This is a genomic window from Chlamydia sp. 17-3921 (genome assembly GCF_902705545.1).
In the GTDB taxonomy this organism is placed as follows: domain Bacteria; phylum Chlamydiota; class Chlamydiia; order Chlamydiales; family Chlamydiaceae; genus Chlamydia.
The window spans coordinates 165,632-182,169 of sequence record NZ_CACSHH010000003.1 but is presented as its reverse complement, the minus strand read 5'-3'; the positions used below and the strand labels follow the sequence as shown (position 1 = coordinate 182,169).

The window sequence follows — 16,538 nt, the reverse complement described above, 5'->3', positions numbered from 1 at the left end:
GCTATGGCGGGAAAGCGTAAAGTTATAGTTGTTGGTGGCGGATTAGCAGGACTATCTGCTGCTATGCAATTAGCTGATAGAGGTGTTATTGTAGAGCTCATTTCTCTTACAAAGGTTAAGCGTTCTCATTCTGTTTGTGCTCAAGGTGGTATTAATGCCGCTTTGAATTTGAAACCAGAAGAAGAAGACTCTCCCTATGTTCATGCTTACGATACGATAAAAGGAGGAGATTTTCTTGCAGATCAGCCCCCTGTTTTAGAGATGTGTCTCGCAGCCCCTAGAATTATTCGTATGCTGGATAATTTTGGCTGCCCTTTTAACCGTTCTATATCTGGAAATTTAGATGTTCGTAGGTTTGGTGGAACTTTGTATCACCGAACTGTTTTTTGTGGAGCGTCCACAGGACAGCAGCTAATGTATACCTTAGATGAGCAAGTTCGTAGACGTGAATGTTCTGGAATGATCATAAAAAGAGAAAACCATGAATTCGTCCGTCTCGTTACAGATAGCTTCGGACGAACTTGTGGTATCATTTTGATGAATTTATTCAATAATTGTTTAGAAGCTTTAGAGGGAGATGCTGTAATTATTGCTACAGGAGGTCCTGGAGTTATCTTCAAAATGTCGACAAATTCAACTTTTTGTACAGGAGCTGCAAATGGCAGGCTTTTTTTACAAGGTATGACTTATGCAAATCCTGAATTTATTCAGATCCACCCGACAGCAATCCCTGGTCGAGATAAATTACGCTTAATTTCTGAATCTGTTCGGGGAGAAGGTGGAAGAGTTTGGGTTCCTGGAGATTCTTCGAAAAAAATTACTTTCCCAGATGGCTCTGAAAGATCTTGTGGAATAACAGGAGAACCTTGGTACTTTTTAGAAGAAATGTACCCAGCTTATGGTAATCTTGTAAGTCGTGATGTCGGTGCTCGTGCTATTTTGCAAGTATGTGAAGCGGGTCTTGGTTTAGATGGAAATATGGAAGTCTTTTTAGATGTCACTCATTTGCCTATAGCAACAAGACATAAATTAGAAGTCGTTTTAGATATTTATAAAAAATTTACTGGAGAAGATCCTAATAAAACTCCAATGAGGATTTTCCCCGCTGTACACTATTCTATGGGTGGAGCTTGGGTAGATTGGCCTGCCGCAGATGATATTGATCGTGATCGTCGTTTTCGTCAGATGACAAACCTTCCCGGATGTTTTAATTGTGGAGAGTCTGATTTTCAGTATCATGGAGCAAATCGTTTAGGAGCAAACTCTTTACTGTCTTGTATTTTTGCAGGACTTGTCGCAGGAGATGAAGCTGCTCGTTATATAGATACTTTTGGTATTGCTTCTGGAACAAGTAAAGACTTTGAATTTGCCCTACAGATAGAAAAAGAAGAAAATGCCAAAATATTGGCAAGGACTGGGAAAGAAAATGTTTTTGTTTTACATGAAGAAATCGCAGCAACTATGGTGCGTAACGTTACAGTAAAACGAAATAATAAAGATCTCAAAGAAACTTTAGAAAAACTCAAAGAGTACCGAGAAAGACTTGCTAAGGTTTCTGTTCATGATTCATCACAATTTGCAAATAAATCTTTTCATTTCATTCGTCAGATGCAACCTATGTTAGAACTCGCATTAGCAATAACAAAAGGGGCTTTGTTGCGAAATGAATTTCGAGGATCTCATTATAAACCAGAGTTTCCTCAACGAGATGATCTACATTGGTTAAAAACAACAATGGCTTCTTATAAGCCTGAAGAACCTGAAATCTCTTATCGAGAGGTAGATATTCGCCATGTAGCTCCTTCCTTGAGAGATTATACAAAGTCTTCAACAGGGAAAATCGTTCTAGAGAATGTCCCAGAGAATATTCGTTTGCCCATATAGTTAAGGAAGTAATTATGGAGTTCCAAAGCACTTTTATTTTAAAGGTTTATCGAGGAATGCCTGGAAACCAATATTGGGAAAGCTTCGAATTACCTTTACACTCTGGAGAAAACGTTATTAGTGCTCTTATGGAAATAGAAAAGAATCCTGTGAATACCGAGGGAGAAAAAGTAGATCCTATAGTCTGGGAGCAAGGGTGTTTAGAGGAAGTTTGCGGTTCGTGTGCTATGCTTGTAAATGGTGTCCCTCGTCAAGCTTGTACAGCCTTGATTCAAGAGTATATAGATGTCACAAATTCTCGGGAAATTACTTTAGCACCATTAACAAAGTTTCCTTTAGTTCGAGACCTTATAGTGGACCGTTCTATAATGTTTGATAATTTACAGCATATTCAAGGTTGGGTTGCTGCAGAAGTCGATGGAGATAAAGTTGGTCCTAAAGTAACTCCTGAAGAGCAAGAGCTTCTTTATACCTTATCAATGTGTATGACTTGTGGTTGTTGTACAGAAGCTTGTCCTCAGATTAATGAACACAATGATTTTATTGGTCCTGCAGCTATTGCTCAAACTCGATATTTCAATTCCTATCCTGGAGATAAGAATTCTTCACGTCGTTTACGAACTTTGATGGGAAAATCAGGCATAGAAGGATGTGGGCAAGCTCATAACTGTGTACGAGTTTGTCCAAAAAAACTTCCTTTAACAGAAAGCATTTCAGCAATAGGAAGAGAGGTTTCGAAATTTTCTTTAAAAAATATCTTTACTTCGCTTTTTAAAAGAAAAAAGAAGAAGTAATTTAGAAAAATCCTTTTGGCATTTGACTTCGGTATCCTGGAGGAGGAGGCATTCCGTAATCTATAGGATTAGAATAGAGAGACCAAGGTTTCTCTACGGATAGAACCTCTTGAAGATTTTCTAAAGGAGCTCCTTGTAATCCAGCATAATTAAATTGCCATAGATCTATTTGTGATGTCCCCGGATGAAGTATAAAGCCAAAATAACTATAAGGCCAATTGCTATCACCAAATAGTAATGGGGCAGGATAGGCTAAACTGTGGTGTCTCATAGCATTTGCTAAACGTAAATAAAGATCTTCTTCTGTATAAGTTTTTTGATAACTTTGCATAAGTAATCCTTTATACAGATGACGAATGTCGGAAGAAGAAAGCAAAGAAAGCTTAGGGATATGCTGTTCTATAAGATCGCTAAATTTGTTAAATGTTATGCGAGAAGATATTCCTAAATAAGCAGAAATAAGTTCCAAAGTCTCTGGAAGCTGTTGTTCTGAAACATAAGGAACATCATTTACTATCTGATGAGCGAGACGTCGTTGATATATTAGAGTATGGTGGGCATCTGGGAGTATCTCTTGTAAGAATTGGGAACTTTTATCATAAAATTCTGGTAGAGAGAAAGAGTAATCTGAGCAAAAATTATGAAAATCTTGAATAAGATGATCAAGAGAGTATTTTTTGCAAAAACGTTCTATAAAAGTGTAAATATCTGGTTGAGAAAGAACAGTATTGTATAAAAAGCTGTTATGCTGCTTCATCCATACATCACGAAGCCATGTGTAGCTATACCAGTCATTATCCCAAGCTTCTCTAAATAGAGGAGATCCTGCAATTACAGAAAAAACATGACTTGGGGATGCTGTAATGAGAGTATGTGTGCCATCTTCTAAATAGCTTTTTATGCCTTCAGGGAGATCTTTAAGAGCATCTGAGAAAAAAGCTGCTAATTCATGAGCATTTTCTGGATGTTTCTGCATTACTGTTAAAGGTGTTGTTTTTTCAAAGTAATCGGTAAGTAGAGAATTTACAGATCCTCCTGAGATATAAACCCAAGGGGTAAGAGTAACTTGATTTAAATTATTTAAAATAGATTCTGGGACAGGAAGATTGTAGGCTTGGAGAATTCGAGTAAGAGCTGCTTGTTGAAAACTTTCTTTGTGTAGAAGGGCAATAATATTATGAATAAGAACGGAAGTTTCTTTTTCTAAGTCTTCGATAGCATGTTTCTCGAGTAAATCAACTTCTGTAGAAGAGAAAAATTCCGAGAGGAAGCGAATGAATTCGCTTATGGAATAAATTGGTGACCAGGAATGAGGATGAGCTCTTCCATGTGTGAAAAGAACTCGAAAACCTGCAGGGGTATCTGTGTGTAAATGAGAAAATTCTTGAATAAAGGCATCATAGAAACTTCGGAAATATTGGGGAATTTGCTTGGTATAAAAAGACATAAGATATTTTGGTAAATTCAGGAATTTCTTAGCTTTTTCTTGAGCAGCATCCCAGTCATAAAGAGCTTTATTTAGCTCTTGACGAAACCGTATATGATCCATAGTCAAAATCTGACTATCTTGATTATTCAAAGGATTTTTCATGCGATTTTCAATATAATCAAGTTGAGCTCGAGCTTCTTGATAGGTTTGTTCACATTGAGAAACTATGGAATGGATATTTGTAATTTCATGTTCAACGAAAGTCTGTATGAGATTTGCTAAGCTATCTGGCTCATCATGATTCCAGCCCAAGGCTATATGAATATGATGTGCTGTTACAGAGTTATTTGCATCGGCAAGTGTTGCTAAAGAGTATTCCCAAGATTTTAGAAGAGGATTTTGTGTATCTCGAATAAAAGCTCTTTTTGCTTGTTCATAAGCAAAAAGATAGCTGTACACTTTCTGAGCTTGTGAAAGCTCATGAGGATGTTGTGAAGTGAAAAGAACTTTTTCTTTGCTGTGTAAGCCTTCTTTAAAGAGAACAGTCTTTACGATACTTTCTGAAACTTGATAATAATGTAGTAATGTTGTTTGGATAATTTCATGTGCCGAGATCGTTGTTTGAATCTGTTGTAGTTTTTGTAACATGTATTCATGAGCGAGTAATTGCTGAACTTGGATTTGAGAAGTTTCTTGAGAATCTAATATTCCTGCTGCTTCAAAAGCTTTTTGTAATCCCGGAGATGCAGAGAGCTTCATTATGGGATCTGGATATAAATCTAGGATCCTTATGTGTTTGAAAAGCTCTCCGATACACCCAGATAAATTAATAGGAATAGAAACTTCTCGAGTACCTATAATTCTTGTGAGTTTCCCAGTGCTTAATAAATCATCAAGGTCTTTGAAAAAGAGTTCTGGGTATTCTTGATGAATAAGAATCGCTAGAGCTGTAGCAAAACATGAGCCCACATCTTGACGTAGATAGGTAAATAAAGCTGTTAAAGCAGCTTGTCTAACATGAATAGTTGTTATTGGAATAGAATCTTCCAATGCCAGAGAATCACGAATAAGATTTTGAATGGTTGTGTAAGAAGGAACAAAAAGTTTTTTAATGCGGTCTTTAAGTTCCTTAGATTCTTTTAAAGCTTTCAGCATATTTAAAAGATGCTCTCGAGCTTTAACTTCGTTGTGGCGATGAGGCCCTAAAGGATATAAATGATTTGTAAGATGATGAATAGCATCAATAAGTTTAATAGGGTCTATTTCTCCGTTATCAGCAAGAATGTAAATAGCTGTTTTCTGTGCAATATTTATTGTTTTTGCTGCTAATGGAGATTGCAGAGCTGTTGTCTGATAAGCTTCAAATAGAGCTGTATCATCCACACAGAAAATTTCTTCTAAGGGGGTCGGTTGTTGTGATTCCGTTAAGGATTGAAAAACAAAGTTATCTAATCTTGACATAGAAAAAAGGAGAAAGACACACTGCTATCTCGTTTCTTTATCATGAATCTGATGTTTATGTCAGTAGACGACTCTTTAAGAAAAATAGGAGGTTAGTATAAGATTTTTGCCTTGAAGCTTTTAAGGAAAGATTATTATGGTAAATAGTATTGCAACTCAGCTTCAAGAAAATTCTCAGGGATGCTTGGATAGGTTTTATGCGAAAGCTTCTCTTCTAACACAAGTCTCCAGGGTAAGCCTCTTGCTTTCAATTGGTTTTGCGGTAACTACTGCAATGCTATATGCTTTGTCTTCTGTTCCTACTCCCGTATCTTTAATTGTGTGTGCGGTGCTTACGATCTCTTTAGCTCTTATTTCCATAACTCTAGCTTTGTTTGTGAAATGCTTTCATAAAAATCTAAAAGTAGAAAAAGATTAGAAATTTTTTATTTCTAAGTAAATGGACTGTTTCTCCTTTGAAATCAAAGAAAGGGAGCAAGGCAAGATCTGAAATGTTGATAGATTTACTGCAGGGTAAGCATTAAGTTTTATTTTTTAGTACAAGAATTCTAATATTGTTAAAGTTCCATCTGCTTCTGTTTGATCTCTGTTATTTAGTATTGTGGTTAAGGAATCTATAAAATTTTCTCCATTTACTGTAGAAAGCGAGTCTTTAAGTAGGGCTTCTATAGGAAGCTTACTAAGATGATCTGAGAGCTCCCTATTTCCCGTAACACACACGATTAAGTCATTCGATAGCATAGAACATTTCGAAGGCATTGCTAGGCGAGTAAATGTATCTCCTCTTTTCAGAAATACTGTGGGGGCGGAATCTCCTATAGAAAGTAGAGAAAGTTCTCGTTTTTCTTTGAAATAGAGCAAAAAGGTCATAGAAACCGTTGCTTCGTTCCCCTCTGTTGTTTTTAAGAAGTTTTTCATAGTTTCTTTGCTAATATCTTCAATGGAGGAATAAAGATTAGCGTAAGCTAAAAATAAGCTTCGAGCAGACAGGGCATAAAGATAAGACGGTAATCCGATATCTCCGGCAAGACCGATAACACCGAGAAGACTATGGTCTTCTTCTCTAATGTTCCAACCATAAAAGTGTCCCGAACGTTGTCTTCCTTGAAGATGCTGAGAACTAAAAGAAATTTCTGGGAAAGAAGGGAATTTAGGGCTTAAAAGAATTTCTTGAAGTGATTCAAGAATAGCCAATTCTTTTTGTAATTTGTTTCCAGAAGCATAGCCTATATCAGCTTTTTCTATAGAGTTTAATAAAAGCAATAATGTGCAGTTAAAAATATTTCCCAATTCGTTGATTTCATAACCATAAGGCTGAGGTTCAAATCGTACGTTATGGTTCCCTTGCCAAGCAGATTCCATACATAGAGTAAGCTCTTGCAGAGGCTGATTCAATCGTTTATTGATTTTAGAAAAAATCCAGCCCATCAAGCAAAAGGCAAGAATATAAAATATAAGAATATTGATAGGTAAAGTCAGGCTTGATCGAATAAGATCAGAAACAGGAACTAGGGAAAGCGTGTATATCCCTTGAATGGGAATTTTATTCAGCAATAACCCTAAGTAGTTTTTCCCTTCAATATTGACACTGACAATATCTTTTTCTTTCAATATTGAAGGTGGTGGTTTGATAATTATGGAAGGAGATGTTCTTGGAGTTAGTTGCGGAAGATTTGGAAGATTTAAAGAAAAAATAGAGAATTTCTCATCAGGTTGAGAGCAAAATAGAGTTTCTCCGTACTTGTTTAATAAACAGATGTTTCCCTTAGTAATATGAAGAGATTGAAATAGATCCTTTTGTAAAAAAGACATGGGATAAAAGCCTATAAGAAGGCCTGAGATTTGTGGCGAATTCCATTCTGCAATGTCTTCTGTTAAAACTAGGTAATGCTGAGGTTGGGGTTCTGGCACTGTAAGTAAAATCGCACGGCCGATGTTGTTGCTAAGTTTTTTTTTTAACTCAGGATGTTCTTTAAGATAACGAATGAAAGGGTCCCCAGGATGCTTGGCTTTTATTGATCCGTCTAAAAGATTAATGAGACATAGGGAAAATTCTGCATCAGGAAGAGAAAAAATTTCATTAGAAGCTAAGGAGAATCCTTCCGGAGAAGCGTAAGCTTTTAATGATAGAGTATTTGCAAGTCTGTCGATAAATAACTTATGAATATTAAGTCTTTTATCAAATTCTATACTTAGGTTCGTTGCATGAGTATGAAGTGTTTGAACAAGATTTGCTTTTGCTGCAGAAAAAGAAAAGTAACTAACGAAAACAAGATTAAGAATAAGCGGTATCGGAATTACTAAAAAAAGAAAAAGAAGAATTCGTTTAGTGAATGTTTGTTTCATGACTCTGATATTTTTAGAACTAATAAGGTAATGTCATCATGTTGAGGACTATTTCCTACAAAAGCTTTTACAGCAAGCATAAGAGCATGAACGGCTTCTTCTGCACTTTTATTTTTTAGGGTCCGTGTTACAGAAAGTAAGCGTTCTTCTCCAAACATTTCTTGTTGAGCATTATGTGCCTCTGTAATCCCATCTGAATATAAAAATATCAACGATCCTGGTTGAGGATGAAAGACAACATCTGGGGTTTTTGGAATATTAGGAAGAAAACCTAAGGCCATTCCCTGGTGAAACAGTAAACAAGACTCACCTTGAGGTGTAACGTAACAAGCAGGGTTATGTCCGCAAGAGTAATATTCTATAGTTTGAGTTGCGTAACTGTAGCAATATACACATAACGTTACGAACATCCCAGAATCCATGGTATTTTCATAAAAGAGAGAAGAAGTTTTTTGAATAGCTTCTTTTAAAGATGAAGAATTAGACAAGAAGGTACGTAGCATGTTTTTTAAGAATAAAGAGTAACCACAAGCAGAAACTCCTTTTCCAGAAGCATCTGCAACAATAAGAAAAAGTTTTGCTTCAGCTCCTTCTCCTACAATGAAAACATCGTAAAAATCACCTCCGACAGTAACTGCTGGGATATAAGCTTTGGCAATTTCTGTATGAGGATAGTTAGGGAGAGCATTTGGAAGAAGTCTCTGTTGGGCTTGTTCACCAAGCTGTAAAGCATTTTGAGCACTTTCTTTAAGAAGGAAACCTTGTTTAGCAAGCTCTTGCTGTTTGTTTAGATTGCTAATCATAGCGTTGAAAATATGTCCCAAACGATTAATTTCAAATCCTAGTGAATCATCCGTATAAGAAGGATGATGCAGATTTTTTCGTGTTTCTATCATTGTTGTTGCGAGTTTACGAATGGGTAAAGATAATCTTTTCGCAACAAGATAAGCTGCAATGCTTCCGAAAAGTATGCAAATGAAATAAGCAAGATACATGCCTATTCGTCTCCATAAAAGAGAAAAGCTGTCGTCTTTTTTACTATAAGACAGTATGGCAATGTCCATATTTGAAAGGTTTTCGATATAACCCCAAGCTTCTCTATTTTTTATTTTAAATGAAAAGAAGTTAGATCCTAAAGATCGTAGGGGAATTAATGAAAGAGGTTCTAAGTAGAGATCCTCAGGACAAGTATCTTCATTGAGGAATATCTTACAGAATTCTTGTTTTGAGATATTAGAATGCGTTGTTCGAAGATTTAAAGCGGGATCTGAAGCTTTTAAAATTACTCCATTTTTAGAAATAACAGCTGTTTTTACTGTGAGGTAGGCTTGTTGATTTATTAAAAGATTTTTCAATAGGTCGTGAGCATTAAATGTTGTATATACAATTCCTTCGAGATCTTGCGTTCTAGGATTAAAAAGATTAGATTGCATAACAGAAAATACTTCATTCTTTGTAGAAGAGCGTTTGAAGGAAGCTGAAAATTCTTCATTGGGAGAAATAGTAATTTTATTAGTATAATTCTCTCCTAAATGTTCTAAAAGATTCGATGCCACAACAATTTTATCTCCATTAGCTTGAATTTTGATAAGAGAGATTTCATCGTAAGTAGTGCTAAAAACTCTTTGCATTTCGTTGCTGAGAGCTGTGTCTGGATTTTCTGGAATACCTTGATCTAATTGCAACACTTCAGAAAACAAAGCAAGAACATTGGCATTTAAAGGAACTATCTGCATGAGGGTATTTGCTTTGAATGCTGCATTTTCTTTTAGAGAATTAGAAATAGATGAAACTGTTGAGTGGTATTGCTCTATGTTTAATAAAACTATATTGATTCCAAGAGGAACAATGATAGCTGTAACACAAGCTAACCATAGTCGGAACCCAATTGTTTTAGTAAAGGGGATCATCTATATAGCGATTTTACTTTCCAAAGACTTTCAAGAAGCGCAGGCTCTTCTCGAGTTTTGAATTTTTTCTTAGTATATAAAAATTTTGTTTAAGGGGATATCTACTATTTATTTAGAGCTACTCTAGGAAATAATGCAAACTAAAGACAGTGCCAATCGTTATTATGGATATCATCCTGTTTTACATTCTTTTATTCATTGTTTTTGGCAAAGATATTAGAATCTTTGAACAGGCTTTCCTGACCAAGTTCTTCTTCGATTGCCATGAGCCTATTGTATTTAGCGATACGCTCAGAACGTGATAAAGAGCCTGTTTTAATTTGTCCTGTATCAAAAGCAACTGCAAGATCTGCGATGATTGTATCCTCTGTTTCTCCAGAGCGATGAGAGATTATTGAGCTATACCCATGAGTATGAGCTAATTGAATAGCTTCTGCAGTTTCTGTAAGTGTACCTATTTGATTTGGTTTAATAAGAACTGCATTAGCGAGATTTTTGCTAATTCCTTCAGCTATTAATTCGGGATTTGTTACAAATAAATCGTCTCCGACAAGTTGCACTTTTTCACCGAGTTCTGTTGTTAGCAAAGACCAGCCGTCATAATCCTCTTCTGCCAAGCCATCTTCTATCGAGTCTATAGGGAAAGTTTCACATAGTTCTGAGAGAATTTGTATTTGATCTTCGTAATTTTTCCCATTATAGGTTTGTTTTTTTGTATCATAAAATGAAGATGCAGCGCAGTCCAGAGCTAGAGAGATATCTTCTCCAGGAATAAAACCAGCTTTTTCTATAGCAGAAAGAAGAAGCTCGAGAGCTTCTGCATTTGATTGTAAATTAGGTGCAAACCCACCCTCGTCTCCGACCCCTGTTGCTAAATGGCGTTCGTTCAAAAGTTTTTTGAGAGAATGGAAAACATCTGCTCCCATGCGTATGGCTTCTTTTACAGAACGTGCTCCGATTGGTCGAATCATGAATTCTTGGAATTCTAAACCATTATCAGCATGCATCCCTCCATTAATGAGGTTCATCATAGGACAAGGGAGCGTAGAAGCAAAACATCCTCCTAAGTAACGATAGAGAGGTTGTTGTAAGGTATTCGCTGCAGCTTTTGCTAAAGCTAAGGAAACACCTAAAATAGCGTTAGCTCCTAATTTCTCTTTATTAGGAGTTCCATCAGCATTTACCATGATCGAATCTAGTAGAACCTGATCAAAAATGCTACACTCTTGTAAAAGAGGGAGAAGAATCTCTTTCACATTTTTAATGGCATTGAGTACTCCCTTACCTTGGAATCTAGAGGAATCATGATCTCGAAGTTCCAGAGCTTCATGTATCCCTGTAGATGCTCCAGAAGGAACACAAGCTTCTCCGAAAGACCCCATACTGGTAATAACTTTAACATATAAAGTCGGAAAACCTCGGGAATCTAAAATTTCTCGAGCTTGGATATCAGAAATAGTTGCTTCGAACATAATGAGTCTCTTTTTAAAAGATTAAAACCTTTAGAGAGGTTTAAAGAATAGTTCTACCGAATATACAATAAAAGCGGATTCTTTATTGGCCATATTAGATTTTATTATAACAAAAAGTAAATAGATTTTGTTACTTGAAAATTATGAAAAATATAATAACTGTTCCTTATAGGATGTCATAAGATCTCGGTATTTTGCAGCATCATCAAAAAGAAAATTTTCAGAAGCCTGAAGCATCAGCTTTTCATATTTTTTAATTTGTTTTTCGAGATCTTCCTGAGAAAGAGTTCTTTCTATTGTAAGATCTTTTTTCCCCCCTTGAGGAATCGGATTCTTAAAAATAGCCTTTATAATAGGGCGAGGGGTAATATTATGCTTTTTGTTATAATCAAGTTGGATTTGTCTTCGTCGTTCAGTTTCTTTTATAGTTGTTTCTATAGATTTTGTTTTCTGATTAGCATAAAAAATAACTTTCCCTTGAATATTTCTTGCTGCTCTTCCACAAAATTGAATTAAGGATGAGGTGCTCCGCAAAAAACCTTCTTTATCAGCATCTAAGATGGCAACTAAAGATACTTCAGGAAGATCTAGCCCTTCGCGTAAAAGGTTAACACCAATCAGTACATCAATTTTACCCATACGTAGATCTGATAAAATATGTGTGCGTTCTGCAGTTTCTATTCCAGAATGGAGATAAGCTGCTGCTATATCAAGCTCATTAAGAAATACTGCGATATCCTCAGCAAGTTTCTTTGTTAGGGAAATAACGAGAATCTTTTCATGTTTTTTAGTAAGTCTGAGGCGAATTTCTTCTAAGAGATCATCGACTTGTCCTGTTGCTGGTCGGATTTCTGGAATGGGATCTGGAATTCCTGTTGGACGAATGATTTGTTCAATAATATGCCCTTGACTTTCTCTAAGTTCCGTTTCTCCTGGAGTTGCAGAAACATAAATGACTTTGCGAAAATATTTCTGGGTTTCTTCATAAGTTAGAGGACGATTATCGTATGCTGAAGGAAGACGAAACCCATATTCTATTAAAGATTCTTTTCGAGAGCGATCTCCGCGATACATAGCTCTTATTTGTGGAAGTGTTTGATGAGATTCATCAATAACGAGTAGAAAATTTTCAGGAAAATAATCTAGGAGACATGCTGGAGGAGTTCCTGGAGGATTCCCTGTGAAATGTCGAGAATAATTTTCGATTCCTTTACAGAAACCTATTTCTTTGATCATTTCAATATCATGCATTGTTCTGTGAAATATTCGATCTTGTTCTACAGGACGGTTATCAAAAAATAGCATACGTTCTTCTAATTCTTCACGAATAGTTCGAATTGCTTGTTCTCGAATTGCTTCTGGAGTGACATAATGGGATCCTGGATAAAGAGTAGCTGTTGTTAAGGATGCCTTAGGAATCATTGTAAGAGGATCACAACTTTCAATAGAAACTAAGGAGTCATTAACAAATTCTAAACGTAAAGCTTGAGTACTTTCATATGCTGGGAAAATATCTATAACACTTCCTCTCTCACAAAATGTACTCCTTTGTGGAACCGGAGAAGCTTGATAATGCATTTTTACAAGCTGGGAAATAAAAGTTTCTCTGAGATACTCTTTCCCAACTTCTATAACTAAAGACATGGATGCGTAATTTTCTGGAGAGCCAATACCGTAAATACAAGAAACAGAAGAAACAATGAGAGTATCCTGGCGTTCTAAAATAGATCGTGTTGCAGATAAACGTAACTTATCTATCTCATCATTGATTAATAGACTTTTTTCTATATAAGTGTCACTACGCGCTATATAAGCTTCTGGTTGATAGTAGTCGTAATAGGAAATAAAATATTCAACAGCATTATTTGGAAAGAATTCTCGAAATTCTTGATAAAGCTGAGCAGCTAAAGTTTTATTATGAGCTAAAACTAAAGTTGGTAGGTTTATATTGGCAATGACATTTGCTATTGTAAATGTTTTCCCAGATCCTGTTGTTCCTAAAAGCACTTGTGCTTTTATGTTTTTATGAAGCCCAGAACAAAGTTGAGCAATAGCTTTTGGTTGATCTCCACAAGGTGTAAAAGGGGCATGTAACTTAAATGTCATAGACTTATTAGTTAAGCAAAGAACGCCATTTATGACTCAATCCCAATTTATCATGGACTTCTTGTATAGTTTCTTTGGCTACTGCACGCATGTGCATGGTTCCCTGATACAAGGCTTCTTGAAGAAGTTGAGGGTGAGCTAAGAGCTCATTACGTCTATGTTTAAAGGGTTCTAGAAAGAACAAAATTTCTTCTGCTAGACGAGCTTTAATTTCAATATCTTTGATGCAGCCTTGACGATAACGTCTTTTAAATTCTTCAACCTCGTCTTTATGACGATTAAAAAGATCATGATAGATGAATAGAGGATTTCCTTCGACTCGACCAGGGGTTGTTGCGTGAATTCGATTAGGGTCTGTATACATCTTGCGAATTTTTTCTTTAATGGTGGTTTCATCATCAGAAAGATAAATCGCATTATTTGCTGACTTACTCATTTTTCCTTGACCATCAATACCAATTAAAGAGGTAAGATCTCCTTGTAAAACTTCAGGTTCTGGAAAAACTTCTCCATATAAACGATTGAAATTTCTTGCAAGATCTCTAGTAAGCTCTACATGGGCTTCGTTATCTTTCCCTACAGGGACAAGTTGAGCTTTTGCTAAAAGGATATCTGCGCTTTGTAAGATAGGATAGCCAATAAGGCCATAGGATAGACCCCCTTCTTCTATAGAAGCGTTTCGTGCCATCTCTTTAAGACTAGGAATTCCCATGACTCTATTTATGGAAATTATCATAGAAAATAGGAGATGAAGTTCGTAAATTTCAGGAATTGCAGATTGAAGATAGATAGTAGACTTCTCGGGATCTATCCCTACACTTAACCAGTCTGCAAGAACTTCATAGACGTTATTATCAATCTCTAAGACTTCTTCTTTGCGAATTTTAGTAGTTAGGGTATGAAGATCTGCTATAATGAAAAAGCATTCATATTGGGGATTACTTTGTAGTTCTAAACGATTTTTTATTGAACCAATCCAATGTCCTAAATGAAGCTTCCCTGTTGGGCGATCTCCTGTGAGTACTCGTTTCTTCTTGTTCATAATTTTGATTATTGAAGAGCTTTCATAAGTTCTTCAAAATGATTTTTTAAAGATTCTAGTTCATCACGAATTTCTTGAAGATTTTTTTCTCCAACAGGATTTTTTTGTGCTTCGAGAAGTCTTGCAAGCAAATGTCGAATTAGATGACTAGTATTTTGTACATCTGTCATGAGCAAAAACTCTTGTCCATCAACACGAGCTAAGCGATTTAGAAAGATACAACGTTCCTGCTGTGCAAGCATATCTGAAGTGATAAAATTAATAAATTCCCCACGTTCATGTATATCTTTCGCTACTCGGATTGGCATCATAAATGCTGCAATGAGATTTTGTGCTGCTTGTTTTTGCTGTGAGCTAACCTCTTGAATAAGTTTACCATTAATAAGCATCTCAAAAAAAAAGTTTGCGATTTCTTGTTGTCCATTTGCACAGTTAAAGACAACATTTTGAAATTCTCGGAATGTTGTATAGCCAATAGAAGTAGCAAAAATCCTTTTTAAGTTTCCTTCAAGAAGGAGGTATACATTATCTTCTAATTCTAATGTTTTTGTTTTTGCTGCCATAATGATCACACCTTTGTATTAGGAAAGAAGTTATTTTTAACTTTTTCGAGTTTTTTTATCAATTTTTCCAAAGAGCCTCTTTCTTCTGAGGATAGAGTAGAACACTTTCCTAGTAATAAAGTCCCTTTGGAGAGCAAGGTGAGTGCTTGTTTTGATAAGGAAGTTTGGCGACAATCTGTTGTTGTTAAGGGAAATTCTTTACGAATAATACTAAGAAGTTCGTCTTTAGTTTCACCTTTATAATTGCGAATTATCTGTTCTTTTTTGTCTTGAGACCCTTGACGGGATGCTAAAGTATAAATAGCTTGTTTTGGCATTTTTTCAGCTTCTATTTTTAAAGAATCAGGAAGAAGGGAAAAGAGCTCATAATATACTAGGAAGTTATATGGCGTTTGCCGATTGCCATATGTTAGCATGAGCCAAAAAGAAAAGGCCCCTTCGCGATAGTTTTTAAGAAGATCTCGAACTTTCTTAATTCTCTCTCCATGTAAAAGCACTGATTGATGATGAATTTGTTTGATCTCAGCAGAAAGTAAACATAGGTTATGAAAGTCTTGTTGTTCTACTTGATCTTTCGAAGAATAGTGTTCTAAAAGTTTTTGTAACTTAATTTTTTCTTGAGGAGATAGAGTTCTATTTGCAAATTTTCCTGGAAAAGGAGAGAGTTCACCTTCCATACGTTTACGAGCTAGTGACTCTATTTTATTAGGAGTATTTTTCTTAAAGCGATTTTCTAGTAGAGTCTTTAAATTGCCCATAGAATTAAATATCTCTTAATAAAATTAACAATTCTTTTGTTAAATTTAGATAGTCTTCAGAAGCTCTACCGCTCGGAGCTGTTAAAAACACAGGCTTACCATGAATCGCAGCTTCTGAAACGGTAATATCTCTGCGTATCTTAGTTTCTAGAAGTTTTCCTGGAAAAGTTTTTTGAATAAGCTCTGCAAAAGTAGAATTATTTTTGCCTCGACCGTTCCAAAAAGATAGAGCAACTCCAAGTACTGTTAAAGGATGTCGCGCAGCTATCCCTTGAATAAAACCAGCTAAACGTTCTAAACCTTTTACACTGTAAAATTCTGGGGTTGCACAAATAAGTGCATGATCAGCAGCTATTAAAGCAGATTCTGTAAGCCAACATAATGAGGGAGGGGTATCAATAATGATATAATCGTAGTCATTTTCCACTTGCTTTAGGATGTTTTTCAATCTTTCGTGAGAATAACGATCTGCAGCAAGGTTCCCAGAAACTTCGATACGCTCTAACCACGTATCTGCAGGAATTAAGTCCAAATCAGAATTTTCAATTGGACGAATAACCTCGCGAATATCTTTTTCCCCCTGTAACACAACTGCTAAACTGTCGTAACAATCTGGGTCAAGACCTAGTCCTGAAGTTAAATTTGCTTGGGCATCGAAATCTATAAGCAATACTCTAGCATTGTGATACTGCGCTAATGCAGCTCCTAAGTGAAGAGTCGTTGAAGTTTTCGCAGTCCCCCCTTTGAAGCTATTTACAGCTATAGTTTGCATA

Annotated in this window: 12 protein-coding genes; 3 read left to right on the top strand and 9 right to left on the bottom strand. The window is 35.9% G+C overall.

Translation table 11 applies throughout. The annotated features are described in order from the left end of the window. Positions 1-3 precede the first annotated feature (3 nt). Together sdhA and sdhB are read left to right on the top strand one after the other, a co-directional pair. Positions 4-1,884, top strand: coding sequence for a succinate dehydrogenase flavoprotein subunit (gene sdhA / locus JMS40_RS01150; protein WP_201456446.1), 1,881 nt, complete (start codon positions 4-6; stop codon positions 1,882-1,884). Positions 1,885-1,898: 14 nt separating this feature from the next. After that, the gene (sdhB, locus tag JMS40_RS01145) at positions 1,899-2,678 is read left to right on the top strand and encodes a succinate dehydrogenase iron-sulfur subunit (RefSeq protein WP_201456445.1); all 780 of its coding nucleotides are present in this window, start codon (positions 1,899-1,901) and stop codon (positions 2,676-2,678) included. 1 nt (position 2,679) lies between these two features. On the opposite strand, the gene JMS40_RS01140 is transcribed toward sdhB, so the two are convergent. Continuing rightward, positions 2,680-5,568, bottom strand: coding sequence for a hypothetical protein (locus JMS40_RS01140; protein WP_201456444.1), 2,889 nt, complete (start codon positions 5,566-5,568; stop codon positions 2,680-2,682). 136 nt (positions 5,569-5,704) lie between these two features. Between JMS40_RS01140 and JMS40_RS01135 the strand changes: the two genes are divergently transcribed. Further along, on the top strand, positions 5,705-5,986 hold the full coding sequence (locus JMS40_RS01135; RefSeq protein ID WP_201456443.1) for a hypothetical protein: 282 nt from the start codon (positions 5,705-5,707) through the stop codon (positions 5,984-5,986). A gap of 116 nt (positions 5,987-6,102) precedes the next feature. Here JMS40_RS01135 and JMS40_RS01130 read toward each other — a convergent pair whose 3' ends face one another. The 8 genes from JMS40_RS01130 to JMS40_RS01095 form a co-directional block, all read right to left on the bottom strand. Next, entirely contained in the window at positions 6,103-7,914 is a 1,812-nt protein-coding gene (locus tag JMS40_RS01130) for a regulator of sigma subunit (protein ID WP_201456442.1), read from the bottom strand. Continuing rightward, the gene (locus JMS40_RS01125) at positions 7,911-9,824 is read right to left on the bottom strand and encodes a PP2C family protein-serine/threonine phosphatase (RefSeq protein ID WP_201456441.1); all 1,914 of its coding nucleotides are present in this window, start codon (positions 9,822-9,824) and stop codon (positions 7,911-7,913) included. Before JMS40_RS01125 ends, JMS40_RS01130 begins: the two co-directional genes overlap by 4 nt. Before the next feature lie 191 nt (positions 9,825-10,015). Continuing rightward, on the bottom strand, positions 10,016-11,296 hold the full coding sequence (eno, locus tag JMS40_RS01120; RefSeq protein WP_201456440.1) for a phosphopyruvate hydratase: 1,281 nt from the start codon (positions 11,294-11,296) through the stop codon (positions 10,016-10,018). A gap of 141 nt (positions 11,297-11,437) precedes the next feature. Then, positions 11,438-13,402, bottom strand: coding sequence for an excinuclease ABC subunit UvrB (gene uvrB / locus JMS40_RS01115; RefSeq protein ID WP_201456439.1), 1,965 nt, complete (start codon positions 13,400-13,402; stop codon positions 11,438-11,440). Between the two features lie 7 nt (positions 13,403-13,409). Further along, positions 13,410-14,444 (bottom strand): tryptophan--tRNA ligase, encoded by a 1,035-nt coding sequence (gene trpS, locus JMS40_RS01110; protein WP_201456438.1) that lies wholly within the window; start codon positions 14,442-14,444, stop codon positions 13,410-13,412. 8 nt (positions 14,445-14,452) lie between these two features. Then, positions 14,453-15,007, bottom strand: a complete 555-nt coding sequence (locus JMS40_RS01105) for a CT584/Cpn0803 family type III secretion system protein (RefSeq protein WP_201456437.1) — start codon at positions 15,005-15,007, stop codon at positions 14,453-14,455. Positions 15,008-15,012: 5 nt separating this feature from the next. Beyond that, positions 15,013-15,765: a pGP6-D family virulence protein gene (locus JMS40_RS01100; RefSeq protein ID WP_201456436.1), complete on the bottom strand. Its 753-nt coding sequence runs from the start codon at positions 15,763-15,765 to the stop codon at positions 15,013-15,015. Between the two features lie 4 nt (positions 15,766-15,769). Continuing rightward, positions 15,770-16,537 (bottom strand): ParA family protein, encoded by a 768-nt coding sequence (locus tag JMS40_RS01095; RefSeq protein ID WP_201456435.1) that lies wholly within the window; start codon positions 16,535-16,537, stop codon positions 15,770-15,772. Position 16,538: the final 1 nt, after the last annotated feature.

Bases quoted from the DNA above. Each gene is read 5' to 3' on its own strand.
- sdhA (WP_201456446.1), top strand. From the start codon at position 4: ATGGCGGGAAAGCGTAAAGTTATAGTTGTTGGTGGCGGATTAGCAGGA.
- sdhB (WP_201456445.1), top strand. From the start codon at position 1,899: ATGGAGTTCCAAAGCACTTTTATTTTAAAGGTTTATCGAGGAATGCCT.
- JMS40_RS01140 (WP_201456444.1), bottom strand. From the start codon at position 5,568: ATGTCAAGATTAGATAACTTTGTTTTTCAATCCTTAACGGAATCACAA.
- JMS40_RS01135 (WP_201456443.1), top strand. From the start codon at position 5,705: ATGGTAAATAGTATTGCAACTCAGCTTCAAGAAAATTCTCAGGGATGC.
- JMS40_RS01130 (WP_201456442.1), bottom strand. From the start codon at position 7,914: ATGAAACAAACATTCACTAAACGAATTCTTCTTTTTCTTTTTTTAGTA.
- JMS40_RS01125 (WP_201456441.1), bottom strand. From the start codon at position 9,824: ATGATCCCCTTTACTAAAACAATTGGGTTCCGACTATGGTTAGCTTGT.
- eno (WP_201456440.1), bottom strand. From the start codon at position 11,296: ATGTTCGAAGCAACTATTTCTGATATCCAAGCTCGAGAAATTTTAGAT.
- uvrB (WP_201456439.1), bottom strand. From the start codon at position 13,402: ATGACATTTAAGTTACATGCCCCTTTTACACCTTGTGGAGATCAACCA.
- trpS (WP_201456438.1), bottom strand. From the start codon at position 14,444: ATGAACAAGAAGAAACGAGTACTCACAGGAGATCGCCCAACAGGGAAG.
- JMS40_RS01105 (WP_201456437.1), bottom strand. From the start codon at position 15,007: ATGGCAGCAAAAACAAAAACATTAGAATTAGAAGATAATGTATACCTC.
- JMS40_RS01100 (WP_201456436.1), bottom strand. From the start codon at position 15,765: ATGGGCAATTTAAAGACTCTACTAGAAAATCGCTTTAAGAAAAATACT.
- JMS40_RS01095 (WP_201456435.1), bottom strand. From the start codon at position 16,537: ATGCAAACTATAGCTGTAAATAGCTTCAAAGGGGGGACTGCGAAAACT.